18 protein-coding genes, 2 pseudogenes and 1 riboswitch are annotated in these 19,129 nt (G+C 57.1%); of the genes and pseudogenes, 18 read left to right on the forward strand and 2 right to left on the reverse strand.

Annotated elements, in window-relative coordinates; genetic code table 11:
• Nucleotides 1-111: 111 nt before the first annotated feature.
• Nucleotides 112-1,029, reverse strand: a complete 918-nt coding sequence (locus G0Q00_RS03225; protein ID WP_370458525.1) for a tetratricopeptide repeat protein — start codon at nucleotides 1,027-1,029, stop codon at nucleotides 112-114.
• Between G0Q00_RS03225 and G0Q00_RS03230 the strand changes: the two are divergent.
• From G0Q00_RS03230 to G0Q00_RS03315, 18 genes and pseudogenes are all read left to right on the forward strand, one after another.
• Nucleotides 1,016-1,287 (forward strand): annotated as a pseudogene (locus G0Q00_RS03230) (hypothetical protein); the annotation flags it as partial. The gene G0Q00_RS03225 and the pseudogene G0Q00_RS03230 overlap by 14 nt on opposite strands.
• 156 nt (nucleotides 1,288-1,443) lie before the next feature.
• Nucleotides 1,444-2,583, forward strand: a complete 1,140-nt coding sequence (locus G0Q00_RS03235; protein ID WP_370458526.1) for an MHYT domain-containing protein — start codon at nucleotides 1,444-1,446, stop codon at nucleotides 2,581-2,583.
• Between the two features lie 504 nt (nucleotides 2,584-3,087).
• Nucleotides 3,088-4,188: a TRAP transporter substrate-binding protein gene (locus G0Q00_RS03240; RefSeq protein WP_163036347.1), complete on the forward strand. Its 1,101-nt coding sequence runs from the start codon at nucleotides 3,088-3,090 to the stop codon at nucleotides 4,186-4,188.
• 74 nt (nucleotides 4,189-4,262) lie between these two features.
• Nucleotides 4,263-4,865, forward strand: a complete 603-nt coding sequence (locus G0Q00_RS03245; protein WP_163036349.1) for a TRAP transporter small permease subunit — start codon at nucleotides 4,263-4,265, stop codon at nucleotides 4,863-4,865.
• Between the two features lie 32 nt (nucleotides 4,866-4,897).
• The gene (locus tag G0Q00_RS03250; protein WP_163036351.1) at nucleotides 4,898-6,262 is read left to right on the forward strand and encodes a TRAP transporter large permease subunit; all 1,365 of its coding nucleotides are present in this window, start codon (nucleotides 4,898-4,900) and stop codon (nucleotides 6,260-6,262) included.
• On the forward strand, nucleotides 6,259-7,599 hold the full coding sequence (locus tag G0Q00_RS03255) for an amidase (RefSeq protein ID WP_239058311.1): 1,341 nt from the start codon (nucleotides 6,259-6,261) through the stop codon (nucleotides 7,597-7,599). Before G0Q00_RS03250 ends, G0Q00_RS03255 begins: the two co-directional genes overlap by 4 nt.
• 231 nt (nucleotides 7,600-7,830) lie before the next feature.
• Nucleotides 7,831-8,793 carry a D-glycerate dehydrogenase gene (locus tag G0Q00_RS03260; RefSeq protein WP_163036353.1) on the forward strand — a complete coding sequence of 321 codons (963 nt, stop codon included), beginning with the start codon at nucleotides 7,831-7,833 and terminating at the stop codon, nucleotides 8,791-8,793.
• Nucleotides 8,794-8,861: 68 nt separating this feature from the next.
• The gene (locus G0Q00_RS03265) at nucleotides 8,862-9,734 is read left to right on the forward strand and encodes an NAD(P)-dependent oxidoreductase (RefSeq protein WP_163036355.1); all 873 of its coding nucleotides are present in this window, start codon (nucleotides 8,862-8,864) and stop codon (nucleotides 9,732-9,734) included.
• Nucleotides 9,735-10,570: 836 nt separating this feature from the next.
• Nucleotides 10,571-10,674: riboswitch (TPP riboswitch) on the forward strand.
• 46 nt (nucleotides 10,675-10,720) lie between these two features.
• Nucleotides 10,721-11,524: a bifunctional hydroxymethylpyrimidine kinase/phosphomethylpyrimidine kinase gene (thiD, locus tag G0Q00_RS03270; protein WP_163036357.1), complete on the forward strand. Its 804-nt coding sequence runs from the start codon at nucleotides 10,721-10,723 to the stop codon at nucleotides 11,522-11,524.
• The gene (locus G0Q00_RS03275) at nucleotides 11,521-12,495 is read left to right on the forward strand and encodes an FAD-dependent oxidoreductase (RefSeq protein WP_163036359.1); all 975 of its coding nucleotides are present in this window, start codon (nucleotides 11,521-11,523) and stop codon (nucleotides 12,493-12,495) included. The genes thiD and G0Q00_RS03275 overlap by 4 nt, the downstream gene beginning before the upstream one ends.
• Complete coding sequence (gene thiS / locus G0Q00_RS03280; protein ID WP_163036360.1) at nucleotides 12,479-12,673, forward strand: sulfur carrier protein ThiS; 195 nt, start codon at nucleotides 12,479-12,481, stop codon at nucleotides 12,671-12,673. Before G0Q00_RS03275 ends, thiS begins: the two co-directional genes overlap by 17 nt.
• 2 nt (nucleotides 12,674-12,675) lie before the next feature.
• On the forward strand, nucleotides 12,676-13,446 hold the full coding sequence (locus G0Q00_RS03285) for a thiazole synthase (protein WP_163036362.1): 771 nt from the start codon (nucleotides 12,676-12,678) through the stop codon (nucleotides 13,444-13,446).
• Nucleotides 13,443-14,039: a thiamine phosphate synthase gene (locus tag G0Q00_RS03290; protein WP_163036364.1), complete on the forward strand. Its 597-nt coding sequence runs from the start codon at nucleotides 13,443-13,445 to the stop codon at nucleotides 14,037-14,039. The genes G0Q00_RS03285 and G0Q00_RS03290 overlap by 4 nt, the downstream gene beginning before the upstream one ends.
• Complete coding sequence (locus G0Q00_RS03295) at nucleotides 14,036-14,992, forward strand: HesA/MoeB/ThiF family protein (protein ID WP_163036366.1); 957 nt, start codon at nucleotides 14,036-14,038, stop codon at nucleotides 14,990-14,992. Before G0Q00_RS03290 ends, G0Q00_RS03295 begins: the two co-directional genes overlap by 4 nt.
• 19 nt (nucleotides 14,993-15,011) lie before the next feature.
• Entirely contained in the window at nucleotides 15,012-15,947 is a 936-nt protein-coding gene (locus G0Q00_RS03300; RefSeq protein ID WP_163036368.1) for an ABC transporter substrate-binding protein, read from the forward strand.
• A complete protein-coding gene (gene tenA, locus G0Q00_RS03305) occupies nucleotides 15,944-16,621 on the forward strand; it encodes a thiaminase II (protein WP_163036370.1) in 678 nt (225 codons plus the stop codon). Before G0Q00_RS03300 ends, tenA begins: the two co-directional genes overlap by 4 nt.
• A complete protein-coding gene (locus tag G0Q00_RS03310) occupies nucleotides 16,618-17,346 on the forward strand; it encodes an ABC transporter ATP-binding protein (protein ID WP_163036372.1) in 729 nt (242 codons plus the stop codon). Before tenA ends, G0Q00_RS03310 begins: the two co-directional genes overlap by 4 nt.
• Nucleotides 17,343-18,077 carry an ABC transporter permease gene (locus G0Q00_RS03315; protein WP_163036374.1) on the forward strand — a complete coding sequence of 245 codons (735 nt, stop codon included), beginning with the start codon at nucleotides 17,343-17,345 and terminating at the stop codon, nucleotides 18,075-18,077. Before G0Q00_RS03310 ends, G0Q00_RS03315 begins: the two co-directional genes overlap by 4 nt.
• A gap of 316 nt (nucleotides 18,078-18,393) precedes the next feature.
• Here G0Q00_RS03315 and G0Q00_RS03320 read toward each other — a convergent pair.
• Nucleotides 18,394-19,102: pseudogene (locus tag G0Q00_RS03320) on the reverse strand (IS6 family transposase).
• Between the last annotated feature and the right edge of the window lie 27 nt (nucleotides 19,103-19,129).

Genomic DNA, 19,129 nt, shown 5'->3' on the forward strand with positions numbered 1-19,129 from the left:
CGGTGGCACCGCGTTGTTCAAACGCGTCGCCCCCGTCCCCTTGGTGCTGAGGAAAGGCAAAGATCCTCGCGGGGGACAAGGGCGCGGTTGAACCTTGTTGTGCTGCACATATTACTGACCGGACAGGCGCGACCAAACAGCCGAAAAAACACGTTTTGCCCGACCCAACTTGGCCCTCACGGCTGCGCTAAGTGACGAGCTGCCCCGCAGCTCGAGGGTCAGTTTTCTTGCAACTCTCGCCTCAGACGATCGCCCCAATGCCGCCAGACATTCACTGCGCAATGAATGCACGCTTGGGTCGTATGGCGCCACCGACACGGCCATGTCGGCAACCTCAAGCGCCTCGGATATCCGCTCACAGCCGATCAAAGCCTTACCAAATGCAACAAGCCCTTTTGCATTCGGATCATCCCACGACACGATGTCATCGTAGAAGGGCAAGGCCCGCTCGGGGCATCCCATCTTCGTATATGCCCTGATCAGCGCAGTCCGAACGGGTGACGCGTTTGGATGCGCTTGAAGCACGCGTTCGGCCGTCGTTGCAAGCTCGGGCCAGGCCGCGATCCGATGCAAATACCGCACCATCAAACGCGACAACCGTTGGTGCGTCGGATGCCGTGCTAGCCCTTCGCGCAACGCGCGCTCGCAGGCATCTAAATGCCCAAGTTGGAAGTACACGCGCGCCTTTTGCTCATGCACCGAGGGTTGGTCGGCCTGCAATGTCTTAAGCCGGTGCAGAACGTCCGCACGCTCATCCTCGAACCCGGGATTCTGGAACACGGAAAGAAACCGAAGATCTAAGGACAGCTGCCAAGTCTCGCGACGTCGCGCCTGCAAAAGCGCCACTCGTGCAGCGGCGGTGTCGCCCTTCTGGAACAAAGCTTCCGCCAGATTGGCATAGACGCAGACCGGCTGGTCTTCGTTATCCGCAATCGCTTGCTGCAGGCATGATATCTCGCGAGGTAAATCCCCGTCTGCGCGTGGACTGCGGCCGCTGGGTGTGAAAACCGGCTTGCTTTGCACGAACATGCGGGCTGAAGATGTGACAAACACGTTGGACCTCGCGTTGCAGGCGTCAGGATGTGATCAAGTCCACGTCGTTCACAAGCCCAGATCGAAGCCTTCGTCGATCACTACAACCATCAGCGTTATCACGAGAACCTGAACAACGTCACGCCAGCTGATGTCTACTTCGGCCGTGACAAAGCCATTCTACAGGAGGGAAAAAGGATCAAACGACAGACACGTGAAGCACGACGCTTGCATCACAGCCAGCGCGCCGCATAGTCAAACCAACCAGATGAGCCGAACACTCTCTTAGTTTGCGCCACTCGTGGTTCCATAAACTCTGACGACGGACAGAGTGTCGGTAAACTTGCGCGCTCGCAATTTGGCTGCTAGCTTTCCCAGCACCCAACCAAATCCTGAATGGATCCCTATTAAGTGCTTGAAGTAACCCATAATAATTATCTCGTACTTGCTTCCGTGGGTATCGTTTTGATGGCAAGTTTCACGGGACTTTCACTTACGAGGGGAGCTTCGAAACTTAAGGTTGCACAACGTAAAGTCACTGTTGCCATGGCCGCAATAGCGTTGGGTGTTGGTGTCTGGGCGATGCATTTTGTGGCGATGCTCGGGCTGCAATTGCCGATCTTGTTTTATTATGATGCGCTAATCACATTGGCATCTGCTTTGATTGCCATCCTGATCATGGGTGTCGCGCTCTTAATTCTTCACTTTCGGGAGCGCACCACGACGAACGTGACCATTGCCGGCGCAATCGTAGGACTTGGAATTCCCGTCATGCATTACGTAGGGATGTATGGGATCCAACTCTGCCGTGCGACTTACACGTTGAAAGGTTTGCTGACGGCGGTGGCCATTTCCCTTGCTCTCAGCATTGCAGCAATCTGGATCGCTTATGGCAAACGTGATCGGATGAACATCGTGATCGGCACAATCGGGTTTAGCACAGCCGTGGTGGCAATGCATTTCGTGGCCATATCGGGAACCAGTTTCTGGGAAGTGGTGGGTGAAACGTCAATTGGTCCTCTCGTCAGAAACGAGGCGTTGGCGATCATGGTGCTTCTCATATCCTTTTTGATCTGCGGAGCATTTCTGCTGTCAGGGATCACATTCATGCACTCAGCACCACAAGCGGCAGCCTCTCGGCCCCTCGTCGCCCCTTCAGAGATGACTGAGGGAATGAGTGATGAGGACGTGTTTGAACGGCCGTCCTTTGCAGGCGCCATGGTCAATGTTCCGTATGAACAAGACGGACAAACGCTGTTCGTTGACGGCAACGCCGTCGCATTCATTCAGGCAGAGGGGCACTATACCGTCTTGTATGCCGATGACAAAAAACTGTTCTGCCCCTGGTCAATTTCAGAAGCAGAATCGCGTCTGCCTTCCCCGTATTTCATTCGCTCGCATCGGAGTTACCTAATCAATCCTGCATTGGTCAGCCGGTTTGAACGCAAAAAAGACAACGGCATCTGTCATTTCGACCTAAACGGAGCACAGCTGACGGCTCCGGTCAGCAGGACAAAACTCGCCACTGTTCGCGCCGCGCTCGGTGTTTGAAAGGGTTTTCGCACTTCGTGCAGGCATTTCGCATTTCATGAATTGAGTGGCGTCAGAGGTTCATTCCGGCGCAAACATTCGAATTACATTATGCATAGTGCTTCCAATCACCAAGCGACACAGCTGGTAAGCGGGAGGGAAAATTCATGTTAGACGCATATCGGTTTCGCTGAGCTCAAATGAAACCAAAGTGTTCATCTGCATGAACACAACAAGTTCCTAAGTGATCCTATGCTGGCAATCTGAAGCTGGCAGGCTTCGAGAAGCCTGAACCGATCCTGTTTGATCGTCGTTCAGGGGCGGAGATACGCGTCTCGATGGCACGGGCGCAACGGATTCAACACTCAAAACCCACAGGCGCAGAACGAAGACGGTTCTGCGACAGGGAAGTTTTGCATCGTTCGGGAATGACCGGACCGATGAGGCGCTCGTCAGTCTCGTTTGCTGTCAATCAGCTGTCGCGAGACGCGCCGTCCAATTTGTTCGTGAAAGGGAGGAGACATCATGACAAATAACTTTAACCGCCGCAAATTCCTTAAGGGAGGCGCTTTAGCAACGGCCGCAGCCGGTTCGTTGGCGGCGCCAGCAGTGGCGAACACAGAACCCATGGTTCTCAAAATGCAGGCAGCATGGGGCGGCGGCATCTGGCTTGAAAATGCCAAATCCTTTGCGCAGCGCATCAATGATATGAGCGGCGGATCGCTGAAGGTTGACGTGCTGCCGGTGAACTCGGTCGTGAAAACCAGCCAAATGCAGGACGCGGTTCACCGTGGTGTTCTGGACGCAGTGCACTATGTACCCGCCTATTGGTACTCCAAATCTAAAACGGCATCACTGTTTGGCACCGGCCCTTGCTTCGGTTGGTCTTCGCAAGAGGTTCTGGGCTGGGTGCACCAAGGTGGCGGTCAAGAGCTGTTTGATGAACTGATGGCGAGTCTTCGGCTCAATGTTGTGTCCTTCTTCAACTCTCCGATGCCGGCGCAGCCTCTTGGCTGGTTTAATGAGAAAATCACCGACGCAAGCCAGATGGACGGACTGAAGTACCGTACGGTCGGCTTGGCGGCCGACGTGATGCTTGAAATGGGACTGTCCGTTGTGCAGTTGCCCGGCGGGGAAATCCAGCCCGCGATGAAATCGGGTCTGATTGACGCCGCTGAATTCAACAACCCGACCTCGGACCGAGAATTTGGCATGCAAGACGTGTCCAAGCACTATCACCTTGCGTCGTTCCACCAGAGTCAGGAGTTCTTTGAGATCTCCTTCAATAAGGACAGGTTCAACGGACTAGCCTCTGAGCACCAAGCGATCATCAAGAGCGCGTCGGATGCAGAAAACTCGGCGTTCTACTGGGGCAATACCAAAGCCTACTCGGATGATCTGGTGAAACTCCAGACGGAAGAGGGCGTCAACGTCTACCGCACTCCGGACTCTGTCTTGTCGGCTCAGTTGAAAGCTTGGGATACCGTCATCGACCGCATCTCGGCTGAGGATCCATTCTTTGCGAAAGTCATTGAGAGCCAGAAGGCCTACGCCAAAGATGTGATGAACTATCTCAACCTAAACCAGCCTGACTACAAGCTGGCGTATAATCACTACTTTGGCTGAAGCCCCTCAAAAAAGAAAACTTTGGGGGCCAAAGCTGGCCCCCGATTACACCATAACACCTGTGGGAGCGGGATGTGAAAAACTTCATCTATACCATTGAAGGTCTCAGTCTCTGGACTGGACGAGCCTTCGGCTGGTGCATCATGATCCTGACCTTCTCGGTCTCATACGAAGTCTTCGTCAGATATGTGCTGAATGCACCAACCGTCTGGGCATTTGACATGATGGTCCAGATGTATGGCGCCCTATTCCTGATGGCCGGGCCCTATGCGCTTGCGCAAGACAGCCATGTGCGAGGGGATGTCTTGTACCGTCTCTTTTCGGTCCGCTGGCAAGCGCGTGTGGACTTTACGCTGTATCTGCTTTTCTTCTTTCCGGGCATGCTTGCACTGTTCTGGTATGGCTGGGAAATCGCAGCCGACAGCTGGCGCTATCAAGAGGTCAGCTGGAATAGCCCTGCACGCATCCAAGTCTATTTCTTCAAATCTCTCATCCCACTGGCAGGCTTCCTGCTCATGCTTCAGGGCGTCGCAGAGCTCATGCGCTGCTGGCACGCCATCAAGTCAGGCGAGTGGATGGAACGTCTCGATGACGTGAAAGAAACCGAGGACATGCTGATGGATATCCAAGCGCATGACCTTGAAGAGCAAGCGCGCCATGACGCGGGCAAAAACTGATCCGGCATCGGACAAGATAAAGAGACACAAAAATGACTGATCCTCAAGTCGCAATCGTCATGCTCTGCATGTTCATTTTCTTGGTCCTGTTGGGTTTTCCAATCGCCTTCACCCTTCTGGCGATGGGTGTTGGGTTTGGTTACTACGCCTACTACTCAAGCGCGCCCGAAAGTATTGCGGACATCTTCAACAATAACATCTTCTATCTGCTGAATCAGAACACCTATTCGGTAATGGAAAATGACACGCTTGTCGCCATCCCACTGTTCCTGTTCATGGGGTATGTGGTGGAACGGGCCAACATCGTGAACCGCCTGTTCTATTCGCTGCAAATGGCTGCGCGGAATCTGCCCGGATCAATGGCGATCGCGGCGCTGATCACATGCGCTATTTTTTCCACCGCGTCCGGTATCGTCGGAGCCGTGGTAACTTTGATGGGGTTGCTGGCGTTTCCTGCAATGGCCAGTGCCGGGTACAACAAACAGTTTGCATCGGGTGTCATCTGTGCAGGCGGGACACTTGGCATCCTGATCCCCCCATCCATCATGCTGATCGTGTATGCGGCGATTGCAGAACTGTCGCCGCTACGCTTGTACGCCGCCGCAGTCTTCCCGGGCATGATGCTTGCAGGCCTGTACATCGTGTACGTGATCATTCGCGTATTCCTGAACCCTTCAATTGCCCCAAAGCCGCGCGAGGAAGACGTCCCGCCGGCTGGCAAAATCTACCTCGATCTACTGATCTCTTTTGTACCACTCACGGTTCTGATCATGTTGGTCTTGGGGTCGATCCTCGGCGGGTTGGCAACACCCGCCGAGGCGGCTGCAATGGGCGCATTGGGCGGTCTGGTGCTTGCGGCAATCTATCGTTCTCTGTCCTGGAAGAAGGTCAAGGAAAGTGTGTTTCTGACCGCCAAAGCAACGGCAATGGTATGCTGGCTGTTTGTCGGATCATGGACCTTTGCTTCGGTATTTTCCTACTTGGGAGGGCATGACATAATCGAACACTGGGTGCTGGCCATGGACCTCGAACCTTGGCAGTTCCTAGTCCTCGCGCAGCTGATCATCTTCTTCTTGGGATGGCCGCTGGAATGGTCCGAAATCCTGATCATCTTCGTGCCTATCTTCCTGCCGATGCTCGATACGTTTGGTGTGAACCCATACTTCTTCGCGATGCTGGTCGCCTTGAACCTGCAAACCTCGTTCCTGACGCCGCCAATGGCCATGTCAGCTTACTATCTGAAGGGTGTGCTGAAAAAAGACATCGAACTAATCGAGATCTTCAAGGGCATCCTTCCGTATCTTGCAATTGTGGTGTTCTCGATGGTGCTAATGTACCAGTTCCCGGGAATTGCACTCTGGCTGCCTGACTATCTGTTCGGAGTGTACGTACCATGATGCATACGACAGTTCCCCCAAACGCGCTGTCGGCATTGGATGCGGCACGGCAAATTCGTGAAGGCAAACTGACCTCGGTTGAACTGGTGACAGCCTGTCTGAAACGTATCAGTGAAACAGACGAGCAACTAAGGGCCTGGGTTTATGTTGACGCTGACGAAGCGCTGGCTCAGGCCCGTGAGCTCGACGAGATCCGACGCAAGGGGCGTCCTACTGGCCCCCTGCATGGTGTACCCGTCGGCATCAAGGATATCATTGATGCCAAAGGTGTCGCCTGCGAGCGAGGTTCCCCAATTTTCAAGGGACGGATCCCCGAAGCAGATGCAGCAATCATCGAGCGGTTGAGAGAGGCAGGCGCGGTGATTATGGGCAAAACGGTCACAACCGAATTCGCCTTCATGCATCCGGCAGAAACGCGGAATCCGCACAATCCCGATTACAGCCCCGGCGGGTCATCGAGCGGGTCAGCAGCGGCTGTAGCGGCCTATCATGTTCCACTTGCGATCGGCACTCAGACAAACGGGTCAGTCATCCGACCCGCGTCATATTGCGGAACTTACGGGTTCAAACCAAGCCGAGGCGTGATTTCACGGCGTGGAATACTGCAGACTTCTCAATCTCTGGATCAGGTGGGTGTCTTTGCTCGTGACCTACCAGACGCTGCCCTGTTGGCGGATGTGATCGGGGGCTACGATCCGACGGACGACCTGTCCTATTCGCGGCCGCGCCCCCAGATGCTTGCAGGCAGTCAGGCGAAAGCCCCGGTAGAGCCCGCCATTGCATATCTCGATATGCCGTACAAAAATCGCCTTTCAAATGACGCGCGTGAGGGTTTCGAAGAGTTGCTGGAGACACTCGGGCAATCTGTCGAGAGGTTACCTGTGGATGACAAACTCGCCACGTTAATAGACGCCCATGCCACCATTCATGAATACGAGATCTGGCAACACAACAAAGAGCTGTTCACAGAGCACTGGGATCAGCTTTCGCAAAGCATTCAGCCCGTTCTTAGGAATGCACGCACAATAAGCGCTGCTGCTTATGAAGACGCATTGCAAGTTAAGCTGAGCGGCGAGCGCTTCTTCTCTGAATTCTTCAATGATTACGACGCAATCATCATGCCAAGTTCAACGGGAGAAGCCCCTCTGTTCGAAACCGGAACAGGTGATCCGATTTTCAGCACAATTTCATCGCTTTGCGGCCTGCCATCTCTGACCATGCCGTTGCTCGTTGGGGCCAACAATATGCCAGTTGGCGTGCAACTGGTCGGCGGCTGCGAAGAAGATGATCGCCTGCTGCGAACGGCCAGCTGGATGCTGGACACTCTGTTCATCTGAAACCACGATTAGGAAACGAAAATCATGCTCAAAAAACGAACGAACATAATCGTGGCAGCCCTGTCTACCGCTCTTTTTGCAGTCTTCATTCTGGGTCTTGCTCACTCAATCTCAAGCGGTTTTGCAGGTTTCTGGGGGGGGCTCCCATTCTGGATCATCTCCCTGCTGGTCTTGGCCATGGCGGTCTATGACCTCTGGGAAGATGCTGTAAAGAAAGACTAGGAGGTCGATTTGAGCACCAAACCTACGCTTTGGATCACTCGAAAACTGTCTGACGCAACGCTGGAACGTGCTGCACGTGACTACGACGTGACGATCAATCATGAAGACAGGCTTTATACGCCGGATGAGATCATTCAAAACAGCGCCAATTTTGACGCCATTCTGCCATGTCACTCAGAACTTTTTGACGCCTCGGTGGCAAGGCAACTTGATGCACGTGTCAAGATCATCGCCAATCATTCCGTTGGTGTAGATCACTGCGACCTACCAGCGCTCAAAGCGCGAGGGATCACGGTGACAAACACCCCTGACGTCTTATCAGATGCCACTGCGGAAATCGCCTTGTTGTTGATGTTGGGGGCCGCGCGACATGCAGTCGAAGGTGACCGGTTGGTGCGTACCGGCGGGTGGGATTTCTGGTCCCCTGCCTTCATGGTCGGCAAGCAGGTCAGCGGCGCGCGCCTTGGGATCATTGGCATGGGGCGTGTAGGTCAGGCGATGGCCCGGAATGCCCGTGGTCTTGGCATGGAGATCCACTATCATAACCGCTCGCAATTGCCGGAGGCCTTGGAGAACGGCGCAACCTATCACGCTACCCTTGATAGCCTGTTGCCTGTCTCTGACTTCCTGTCACTTCATTGCCCGGCTCTCCCTGATACAATTGATCTCATGAACCGCAATCAACTGCAGAAGCTTCCCAAAGGTGCAGTTCTGGTAAACTCCGCGCGTGGAGCACTGGTCGACGAGGATGCATTGCTGGACGCCATCAAAAGTGGGCACCTCTCTGCAGCCGGGCTTGATTGCTTTAAAAACGAACCAGGCGGTAATTCCGAGTTTTCTCGGCACGAGAACATCTTCATGTTGCCGCATATCGGAAGCGCCACGGTAAAGACCCGCGATGCGATGGGCTTTCGAGCCCTCGATAATCTCGATGCTTTCTTTGCCGGAAAACAACCGGGCGATCAGCTCTAATTCGCCCTGCCCTATTTGATCGGCTAAACACCGATGGTTGCAGGCAACTTACCAAAAAAGGACAAGAAATGGCAAAAGTCGCGTTTTTAGGTCTCGGTGTTATGGGCTTTCCCATGGCAGGTCACCTCGCAGCCGCGGGTCACGATGTGCGCGTTTACAATCGCACAGCTCAGAAAGCTGAAAAATGGGCACAGCAACATAAAGGCCAATCATTCATCTCACCGCGAGAGGCTGCCGAAGGAGCGGATTATGTCATGGCCTGCGTCGGCAATGACGACGATCTACGCGCGATATGTATGGGAGACGACGGGGCATTTGCGGGCATGTCGCAAGGTAGCATTTTCATCGACCACACAACTGTGTCCGCTGCGGTCACACGCGAGCTCTACGCGCTGGCAACAAAAGCCCAGATTGGATTTGTCGATGCTCCTGTATCCGGGGGGCAGGCCGGCGCTGAAAACGGAGTTCTATCGATCATGTGCGGTGGCGATCTGAACCATTATGCAAAAGCCGAACCGGTAATGCAGGCCTATGGGCGGTCGATCAAGCGACTGGGAGAAAGTGGGGCTGGGCAGCTGACAAAGATGGTCAACCAGATCTGCATCGCCGGTCTGGTACAGGGGCTATCCGAAGGCCTGCACTTTGCTGAAAAATCGGGATTGAATGGCAAAGACGTGATCGAAGTGATCGCCGGTGGAGCAGCCGGAAGCTGGCAGATGTCTAATCGCTATGAAACCATGCTGGACGACAAATTCGAGCATGGTTTCGCAGTCGACTGGATGCGCAAAGATCTGGGTATCTGCCTGTCCACTGCAAACGAAAACGGAGCCTCGCTGCCTGTTACCGCGCTGGTAGATCAGTTTTACAAGGATGTTCAAAAGATGGGCGGTGGACGCTGGGATACCTCCAGCTTGCTTAAACGATTGCGACATATCAATTGATCTCTGTGTGCTGCCAGACTGGTGGTGTCAGACAAATTCGAACTAGCCTCTACCGGGACAGTGAAGCTGTCCCTCACCCCATGCACCCGGTTGTTGTTGGCATAGGGCTTCAGGGCAGTGATCGGGGTGGACCGACCTTGTCAGCCATCCAGATGGGTTTGTCCGACTTTGGTGCGTCAGATGAGAGATAGGATATCGTCATGTGTCACTCCACACTAATGCGCGACCAGCGGCAGCGCGTTAAAAGAGGTTGGATCACATCGATCTTGGAGAGGACGCGGGGCCGCCTCCGAACCGATGGATCCGGTTCGTCCGCCCCGTGAAATTTGACAGGGCCCATCTGCACGCCAGCCAACGCGACCTCACAAGAGCTAAATCGTCCTCTCTCGCTCTTGAGATCTGGTACGAAATGTATGCCCCCCTTCGCGCAGGCTGCAATAGAAAATTGCGTTGACGAAGAATGCAACACATTGAAAGTGCTAATAATTATGGGCGCGGCATCTTTAGGGACACCTCATCGACTTCAATGTCCAAGCCAATGGGGCGTAGTCGTCCAGTACCACGCTGCGACTAACTGTACTGCGTCCAACTCGAACCTCAGGCGATATCCGGTTTCCGTCACAGTGGGCGGTTTCCAGACTTTCGCTGCGATCTGAACCAAGGTCAGCAACGCGAACCATCCACCATTCTCCAATATCTGTTTGAATGGCCGCTATGTTTATCCCGAGGTGCAGTAGGCAGGGTGTCGCCATGCCATAAATCTGGCCTGCGATCTGGCAAGACCTGCATAACTCACATGATCATTTGACTTCGTCAGGTTGAGTTGCTACTCGGCGTTCGAACCGTTGGGGTGCCTTACCAAGGCTGAGACTCGCACAAGCGTAAACCCATCGAACCTGATCCGGGCAATGCCGGCGTAGGGAACGGTCTTAACGCTGCCCGTCAGTGTTCCTGTCCGTGCCCTTTGAGAAAAAAAGGAGCACGATGTGGCGAAAATCGCTTTGACAATAGCTGGATCTGACAGTGGCGGTGGTGCAGGCATACAGGCTGATCTGAAAGCCATGTCTGCGTTGGGCGTCTATGGCGCCAGCGTGATCACCGCGGTGACGGCTCAGAACACTCAGGCGGTGACGGCTGTACACGGCATTCCGCTTGCTGTTGTGACCGCCCAAATCGAGGCCGTGTTGAGCGACCTTGATGTTGGCGCGATCAAGATCGGGATGTTGGCAACTCCTGACATCATCCAGACCGTCGCGGAGGCGCTGGCCGGATTTGAAGGTCCGATCGTGCTTGACCCGGTGATGATCGCCAAGTCCGGCGATGCGTTGCTGGCAGTGGAGGCCATCGCGACACTGCGCAACGTGCTTTTGCCACGCGCGACTGTGCTGACCCCCAACTTGCCGGAAGCAGCCTGCCTGCTGGATCAACCCGTGGCGACTTCGGCGGACGACTTGGTCGCGCAGGGCCATGCGCTTGTTGATCTAGGGGCGCAGGCGGTTCTGATGAAAGGCGGTCATGCCGAGGGCGAGATTTGCCATGATATCCTGATTTCTGAGCGTGGTGTGATCGCCGAATTTACGGCCCCGCGCCGCCAAACTGCGAATACGCATGGCACCGGGTGCACCTTGTCGTCCTCGATCTCTGCCGGTTTGGCAAATGGGTTGCCGTTGAAGGACGCGGTTGGGCAGGCGCATACCTATCTGCAAGGGGCCATCGCTGCGGCTGATGATCTGGGTGTTGGTCATGGTCACGGGCCTGTCCACCATTTCCACCGGGTCTGGCAGGCATGACGATCTGGTCCGTCATAGGGGCTGGCGTCGCGGGGCTGGCAGTCGCGACCGAGTTGGCCGCGCGTGGCGCCGAGGTGCAGGTGTTTGATCCCTCTGGCCCGCCCGGCCCGCATGGGTGTTCTTGGTGGGCTGGCGGCATGCTGGCACCGTGGTGCGAGTTCGAGAACGCCGAGGAGCCGGTGGTGCGCTTGGGGCAAGAGGCCATCGGCTGGTGGGCGGATAAGACCCAGTTGCAGCGAAGCGGAACCCTTGTGGTTGCTTCGCGCCGGGACCTGCCGGATCTGCGCCGTTTCGCCCGCCGGACCGAAGGGTTTCGCGAGGTCGGTGCCGAGATTGCGGAGCTAGAACCCGATCTACACGGCTTTACACAGGGGTTGTATTTCGAGGCCGAGGCCCATTTGAATCCGCGTAAGGCGCTGCTGGATCTCTACAATGGCTTGTTGGACAAAGGCGTCACCTTTCACAAGAAAATGGCTCCATCGCAGCTGAAAAATGCCATCGATTGCCGCGGGTTACACGCCCGTGAGGTTCTGCACGATCTGCGCGGTGTCAAGGGCGAGATGCTGGTGATCCGCTGCCCAGATGTCTCTCTGACGCGCCCGGTGCGGCTGCTGCATCCCCGGATGCCGCTTTACATCGTACCGCGGGGCGACGGTGTCTACATGCTGGGCGCGACGATGATCGAAAGCGAAGACAGCAGCCGCATCACCGCGCGTTCCATGCTGGAACTGCTTTCGGCTGCCTATGCGCTGAACCCCGCATTCGGCGAGGCCGAGGTGCTGGAAATCGGTGTCGATCTGCGTCCGGCGTTCCCCGACAACCTGCCGCGCATTCGCCGGTTGGGCCACACTATTTATGCCAACGGCCTGTACCGCCACGGCTATCTGCTTGCCCCGGCATTGGCGCGCGGCGTGGCTGATCTGGCGCTCAACAACACACATTCGGAGATGGTCGATGAAGATCGTGCTTAACGGAGAGGTGCGCGAGGTCGCGGCCTCAACCCTGTCTGCCTTGCTGACGGAATGCGGCTTTACGGGCCGCGTCGCGACCGCGGTGAACGAAGACTTCGTCCCGGCCCCTCTGCGGGACGGTCATAGCCTGAACGACGGCGACCGGGTCGAGGTCGTCGCGCCAATGCAGGGAGGGTGAGGATGAAACGTTTTTACGGCACTGAGCTTCCCAACCCGTTGATGCTGGGCACGGCGCAATATCCCAGCCCCGCGATCTTGGAACAGGCCTTTCGCGAAAGCGGCGCTGGCGTGGCCACGGTATCCCTGCGTCGAGAAGGCGCTGGGGGCACGGGTCAAGCGTTTTGGCAGATGATTCAGGATCTTAGCGTTCTGATCCTGCCCAACACCGCCGGATGCCACACGGTGAATGAGGCCATCACCACGGCCCATATGGCGCGCGAGGTGTTTGACACCAAATGGATCAAGCTGGAACTGATCGGGCACACCGACAGTCTGCAACCAGACGTTTTCCAGCTGGTCGAGGCCGCCCGCATTCTGACCGAAGACGGGTTTCAGGTATTTCCCTATACCACCGAAGACCTGATCGTTGCCGAACGTCTGCTTGATGCGGGATGCGAGGTGCTGATGCCTTGGGGCGCACCCATCGGGTCTGGCCGGGGGCTGAACAATGAATACGCATTGCGGGCGATGCGGGCGGAATTTCCAGATGTGCCCTTGGTGGTCGATGCCGGAATTGGCCTGCCCAGCCACGCCGCCCATGCGATGGAGCTGGGCTATGACGCGGTTCTGCTGAATACCGCCGTCGCCCGCGCCGGTGATCCGGTCGCGATGGCGCGCGCCATGATGAGCGCCATCGAGGCCGGGAAACTGGCGCATGACGCCGACCCAATCGAGGCGCGCGACATGGCCGAGGCATCGACCCCCGTGATTGGAAAGGCGTTTCTCGCATGACACTCGACCGGTTCTACCCGATTTTCGACCATTCCGACTGGCTGCGCCGAATGCTGCCTTTGGGCGTGAAACTGGTGCAGTTGCGGATGAAAGATCAGCCTGATGCGGTGGTGCGCGAGCAGATCGCGATCTCGCGTGATCTGTGCCGCGCTCACGGCGCGGTTCTGGTGGTGAATGACTACTGGCAGGCCGCGATCGAGCTTGGCTGCGACTGGATCCATCTGGGCCAAGAGGATCTCGACGAGGCTGACCTTACAGCGATCCGCAAGGCGGGACTGAAGCTGGGTGTTTCCACCCATGACGATGACGAATTGGAACGGGTTCTGGCGATGGGTCCGGATTACGTTGCCCTTGGTCCAGTCTATCCAACGATCCTGAAAAAGATGAAGTGGCACGAGCAGGGCTTACCGCGGGTCACCGAATGGAAGGCCCGCGTAGGCGACGTCCCTCTTGTCGGGATCGGCGGCATGTCCGTTGAACGGTCAGCGGGTGTCTTCGCTGCGGGGGCGGACATCGTCTCGGCGGTGACGGACATCACGTTGAATGCTGACCCCGAAGCGCGCGTTCGCCAGTGGATCGAGGCGACGCGATGAACCGCTATGCCCGCCAGATGATTTTGCCCGAGCTTGGCGCGGACGGTCAGGCCCGTTTAGCGCAGGCGCGGGTTCTGGTGATCGGCGCAGGTGGTCTGGCCGCACCCTGTCTGCCCCTTCTGGCAGGAGCGGGCATCGGACACCTGACGATTGTCGATGGCGATACGGTGTCTCTGTCGAACCTGCACCGCCAGACCCTATTTGCCGAGGCGGATTGCGGTCTTCCAAAGGCCCGCATCGCGGCTGACCGTTGCCGTGCCATCAACTGCGACATCACCGTGGAAACCCGGGAATACAAGCTGACCCCGGCCAACGCTCCCGGCCTGCTGGCAGAGGCCGATCTGGTGCTGGATTGCGCCGACAGCTACGCGGTCAGTTATCTTCTGAGCGATCTTTGCCGCGCGCAAAATTTCCCGCTGATCAGCGCTTCGGTGCTTGGGCTGGGCGGCTATGCTGGCGGGTTCTGCGGCAGCGCGCCCTCTCTGCGTGCGGTGTTTCCCGACGCGCCGGACAGTGGAGCAAGCTGCGAAACCGCCGGAGTACTTGGCCCAGTGGTCGGCATGATCGGAGCGATGCAGGCGCAAATGACGCTGAACGTGCTGCTGGGGTTTTCGCCTTCGCCGCTGGGGCAGGTGGTGCAGTTCGACGCGCGCAGCCTGCGGTCCTCGAACTTCCGCTTTGATACCGCCCCAGAACCCGAGGCCTTGTTCCGCTTTGTCGCGGCATCGGACCTGACCGACCAAGACCGGATTATCGAACTGCGCCAAGACGCCCCTGCGCTGCACCCTTCGGCCCAACGGCTGAGTGTCGAACAGCTTGCACAGAACTTACCACCCGCTGGCACCCGGCTTGCGCTGTGCTGTGCCACAGGGCTGCGCGCGTGGCGCGCGGCCGAAGACATCACCCCCATTTGGCCCGGCGAGATCGTCCTTGTCGCGGCCTCTGCCTCATGACGAACAGGAAGGAAACCGCATGAAACACCTGATAACCGCCGTTGCGCTTTTGGCTGCAACTCCAGCCATGGCTGCCGACAAGATGACCCTGCTGTTGGATTGGTTCATCAACCCCGACCATGGGCCGATCATCATCGCGCAGGAGAACGGCTATTTCACCGAACAGGGGCTAGAGGTCGACATCGTCGCCCCCGCTGACCCCTCGGCCCCGCCGCGCCTTGTGGCTGCTGGACAAGCCGAACTGGCCGTGTCCTATCAGCCGCAGCTGCACCTTCAGATCCACGAAGGGCTGCCCTTGAAACGGGTTGGCACCTTGGTCGCCACACCGCTGAACTGTCTGCTGGTCCTAAAAGACGGCCCGATCGCCACACCCGCGGACCTGAAAGGTAGCAAGGTTGGCTTTTCGGTTGCCGGTGTCGAAGAGGCAGTTCTGGGGGCCGTTTTGGGCAACCACGGCGTCAGTGTCGATGATATCGAGATGATCAATGTCAACTTCTCGCTGTCGCCGTCGCTGATGTCCGGTCAGGTGGATGCCGTGATCGGCGCGTTCCGCAATTTCGAACTGAACCAGATGGAGATCGAAGGCGTAGAAGGTCGCTGCTTCTATATCGAAGAAGAAGGCGTGCCGTCCTATGACGAGCTGATCTACGTCGCCAATCCCGAGCTGATGGACGCCGACATGATCGCGCGCTTCATGGCCGCGACCGAGAAAGCAACGCAGTACATCGTCAACAACCCAGACAAAAGCTGGGAGATCTTCGCAGGCACCTCGACCGAATTGCAGGACGAGCTGAACGCAAAGGCGTGGGTCGACACCCTACCGCGCTTTGCCTTGCGTCCTGCTGGATTTGACGCGGGTCGCTATGCGCGGTTCGAGCAATTCCTGCTGGACAGCGGCATGATCACATCGCTGAACCCGGTGGATGCGATCACCATCGACGTGACCGCAAAATGAGCGGTCCTTACGGCCACGCCTTCGCGGTGATGCGCGATCAGTCAGGCGAAGCATGGCGGGATTATACCCGCCATGCATTCGTCGAGGGGATGAAGGACGGCACCCTGCCCCGCGAAGCTTTCCTGCATTACCTGCGGCAGGACTATGTGTTCCTGATCCACTTCTCTCGCGCGTGGGCGCTGGCGGTGGTGAAGTCGGAAACGCATGCGGAAATGCTGACCGCCGTGGGCACTGTCAACGCGCTGGTGGCTGAAGAAATGCAGCTGCATATCGGCATTTGCGAGGCTGCGGGCATTTCTCAGGACGAGCTGTTCGCCACCGCCGAACGCGCCGAAAATCTTGCCTATACGCGCTTCGTGCTCGAGGCAGGATATAGCGGCGACCTGCTGGATCTGTTGGCGGCACTTGCCCCCTGCGTGATGGGCTATGGCGAGATCGGCACGCGCTTGGCGGCCGACAAGACCTCGGATGCTTATGCCGACTGGATCGCCACCTATGCGGGCGAGGACTATCAAGGGGCGTGCAAGGCGGTGGGCGAGATGCTCGACGCGGCCCTATTCCGCCGCTTGGGGCAAGACTTCACCGCGTCGCCTCGCTGGGATCGCTTGTGCAATACATTTCGCACCGCGACCGCGTTAGAGGTCAACTTCTGGCAAATGGGTCTGACGCCATGAATCCAGCGCCCGGTATTCGGGTTAAAGGGTGTGCGACGCTGAAAGGCGCGCCGCTTTTTGCGCCTTTGACGTTGGAGCTTGAGGCCGGGCAATGGACCTGTCTTCTGGGCGGGTCTGGCGTGGGGAAATCCACGGTTTTGCGGCTGATTTCAGGCTTGGCGACAGGGGCGGAGTTCGAGGGCGAGATCACTGCCTCGGACAATGCCGAAGTTGCCTCCCGCGTGGCCTATATGGCGCAGGATGATCTGCTTTTGCCGTGGGCAAGCGTGTCTCAGAACGTTCTTCTGGGCGCACGCCTGCGCGGCGACAAGCCGGATACGGATCGGTTGCGCCGCATACTCGACCGTGTTGGCCTAGCCGATCACGCGACTAAGAAACCTGCCGAGCTGTCAGGCGGTCAGCGCCAGCGCGTGGCCCTTGCCCGCACGTTGATGGAAGACAAACCTGTCATCCTGCTTGATGAGCCCTTCTCGGCGCTGGACGCGCAGACGCGCGCGGCGATGCAGGAACTGGCGGTCGAGCTGTTGCAGGGCAAAACCGTTCTGGTCGTCACGCACGACCCGGCCGAGGCCGCGCGTCTAGGCCATTCCATCATCGTGATGGCCCCCGGTGGCCTGACCCGCTGCCCACATCCGCCATCGCCAATTCCACGACCCGTGGATGATCTGGAAACGCTGGAGTGTCAGGCAGCACTTCTCCGACACCTGCGCGAGGGCGTGGCATGAGGTACCTTCCCGCCCTTGCAGCCGCGCTTTTCGCGGTCATCCTGTGGCAACTCATTGTCACCACCACCGGCCTGCCGAAATTCATCCTGCCCGGCCCTGCATTGGTGGCCGAGACGTGGTGGCAATACCGCGCCGTCATCGCCGAGCACACGCTTGTCACGGCAACCGAAGTGCTGATCGGCCTTGCCATCGGAGCAGGTCTGGGTGCAGTAACCGCCATCCAACTTGCCTCGTCGCGGGTGGCGCGGGTTTTGATCCAGCCGATGCTGGTCTTCACGCAAGCGCTGCCGGTCTTTGCCCTGGCCCCCATCCTGACCCTGTGGCTGGGCTATGGTCTGTGGTCCAAGGTCGCGATGGCGGTCCTGATCATCTATTTCCCCGTCACATCGGCCTTCTTCGACGGGTTGATGCGCACACCTCAGGGCTATCTGGATCTGGCCCGCACGATGCAAGCCAGCCCGTCACGCGTCCTGTGGCATATTCGTGTACCGGCAGCTCTGCCTTCGCTGGCTTCGGGGCTGCGACTTGCGGCTGTCTATGCGCCCATCGGCGCAGTGATCGGCGAATGGGTCGGCGCGTCGCGCGGGTTGGGCTATTTGATGCTTTTGGCAAATGGCCGCGCCAAGACGGATCTGATGTTCGCTGCCATGCTGACACTTGGGGTATTCTCGATCCTGCTGCACATTGCCGTTGGATATCTCACCCGCAATCTGGGCAAAGACTGTAGATGAGGTCAAAACGCGAGACGTCCCAAAGCGGTCATTCATCGCAATTGCAGCATCAGGTTATTGGGGTTCAAAACCGGCCACTCGCGACAAGGGAAGCAAGGTCGACTAAGGGCCGGTTCCTACCTGAAACAAGTCTGGGCGGAGCGTTGATTTAATGCCCAATGCTCACTGACCCGTGTTCGTATCTCAGAAACGACTGGACTACCCGGCCAGACAACGCATTATTGGCCAGCTTCGCACGGCACTCATCGAGAACTTCAAGATTGGTTGCTATCAGACAAATTTGAACCAGTCTCCACTAGGCCAGTATGACCGTCCTTTAACCAGCGCAAAGACCGCGCCACTCGGCGAGAGCGACGGAGCGTTTCAGCTTGAAATGATCCCGTCTCGAAAGACTGCGATCCTGATTGAAATGGTTGAAGACGGAGGCGTGGACGGCAACGAATATCTGCAGACTTCGCATTCGCCGGAAGCGAAACATGGCACGTTCTCGTCGTCGAAACGGGAAATGGGAGTTCTCAATCCGGTTGTTCAAATAACGGCCAGTCACCTGCTTACCTTCAATTCCAATATCCCGCATTGCCGCCCCATAAGACCGAAGCCGATCCGTCACAACCAGCTCAGGCTGAGCCGTATCGTTTCATCGCTTTCCTCAAGAGTTTAAGGGCTGCACGCTTGTTTCGGCGCTTCGTTACGTAGCTTTCCAGCACCTCCCCTTCGTGATCAATTGCTCGCCATAAGTAATGTCGCTCTCCGTTGATTTTCACGAACACCTCGTCCAGGTGCCACTGCCAACGGGAGAATGCGCGTAGTTACTGAACCCGTTTTCTTCGTATCTCAGAAGTGAACAAAGGACCAAACCGGTTCCACCAATAGCGCACTGTTTCGTAGCTGATTTCGATCCCGCGCTCATGCAGAAGATCCTCCACATTACGCAGTGAAAGTGGGAACCGAACATATATCATCACCGCTAGGCGGATGATCTCAGGACTGGTTTTAAAGTACCGAAAAGGAGAGCGTTTGGACATGGCAGGACGCTAATTCAGCACCCTGCC

Source organism: Aliiroseovarius sp. PrR006, from assembly GCF_010500215.1.
GTDB lineage: Bacteria > Pseudomonadota > Alphaproteobacteria > Rhodobacterales > Rhodobacteraceae > Aliiroseovarius.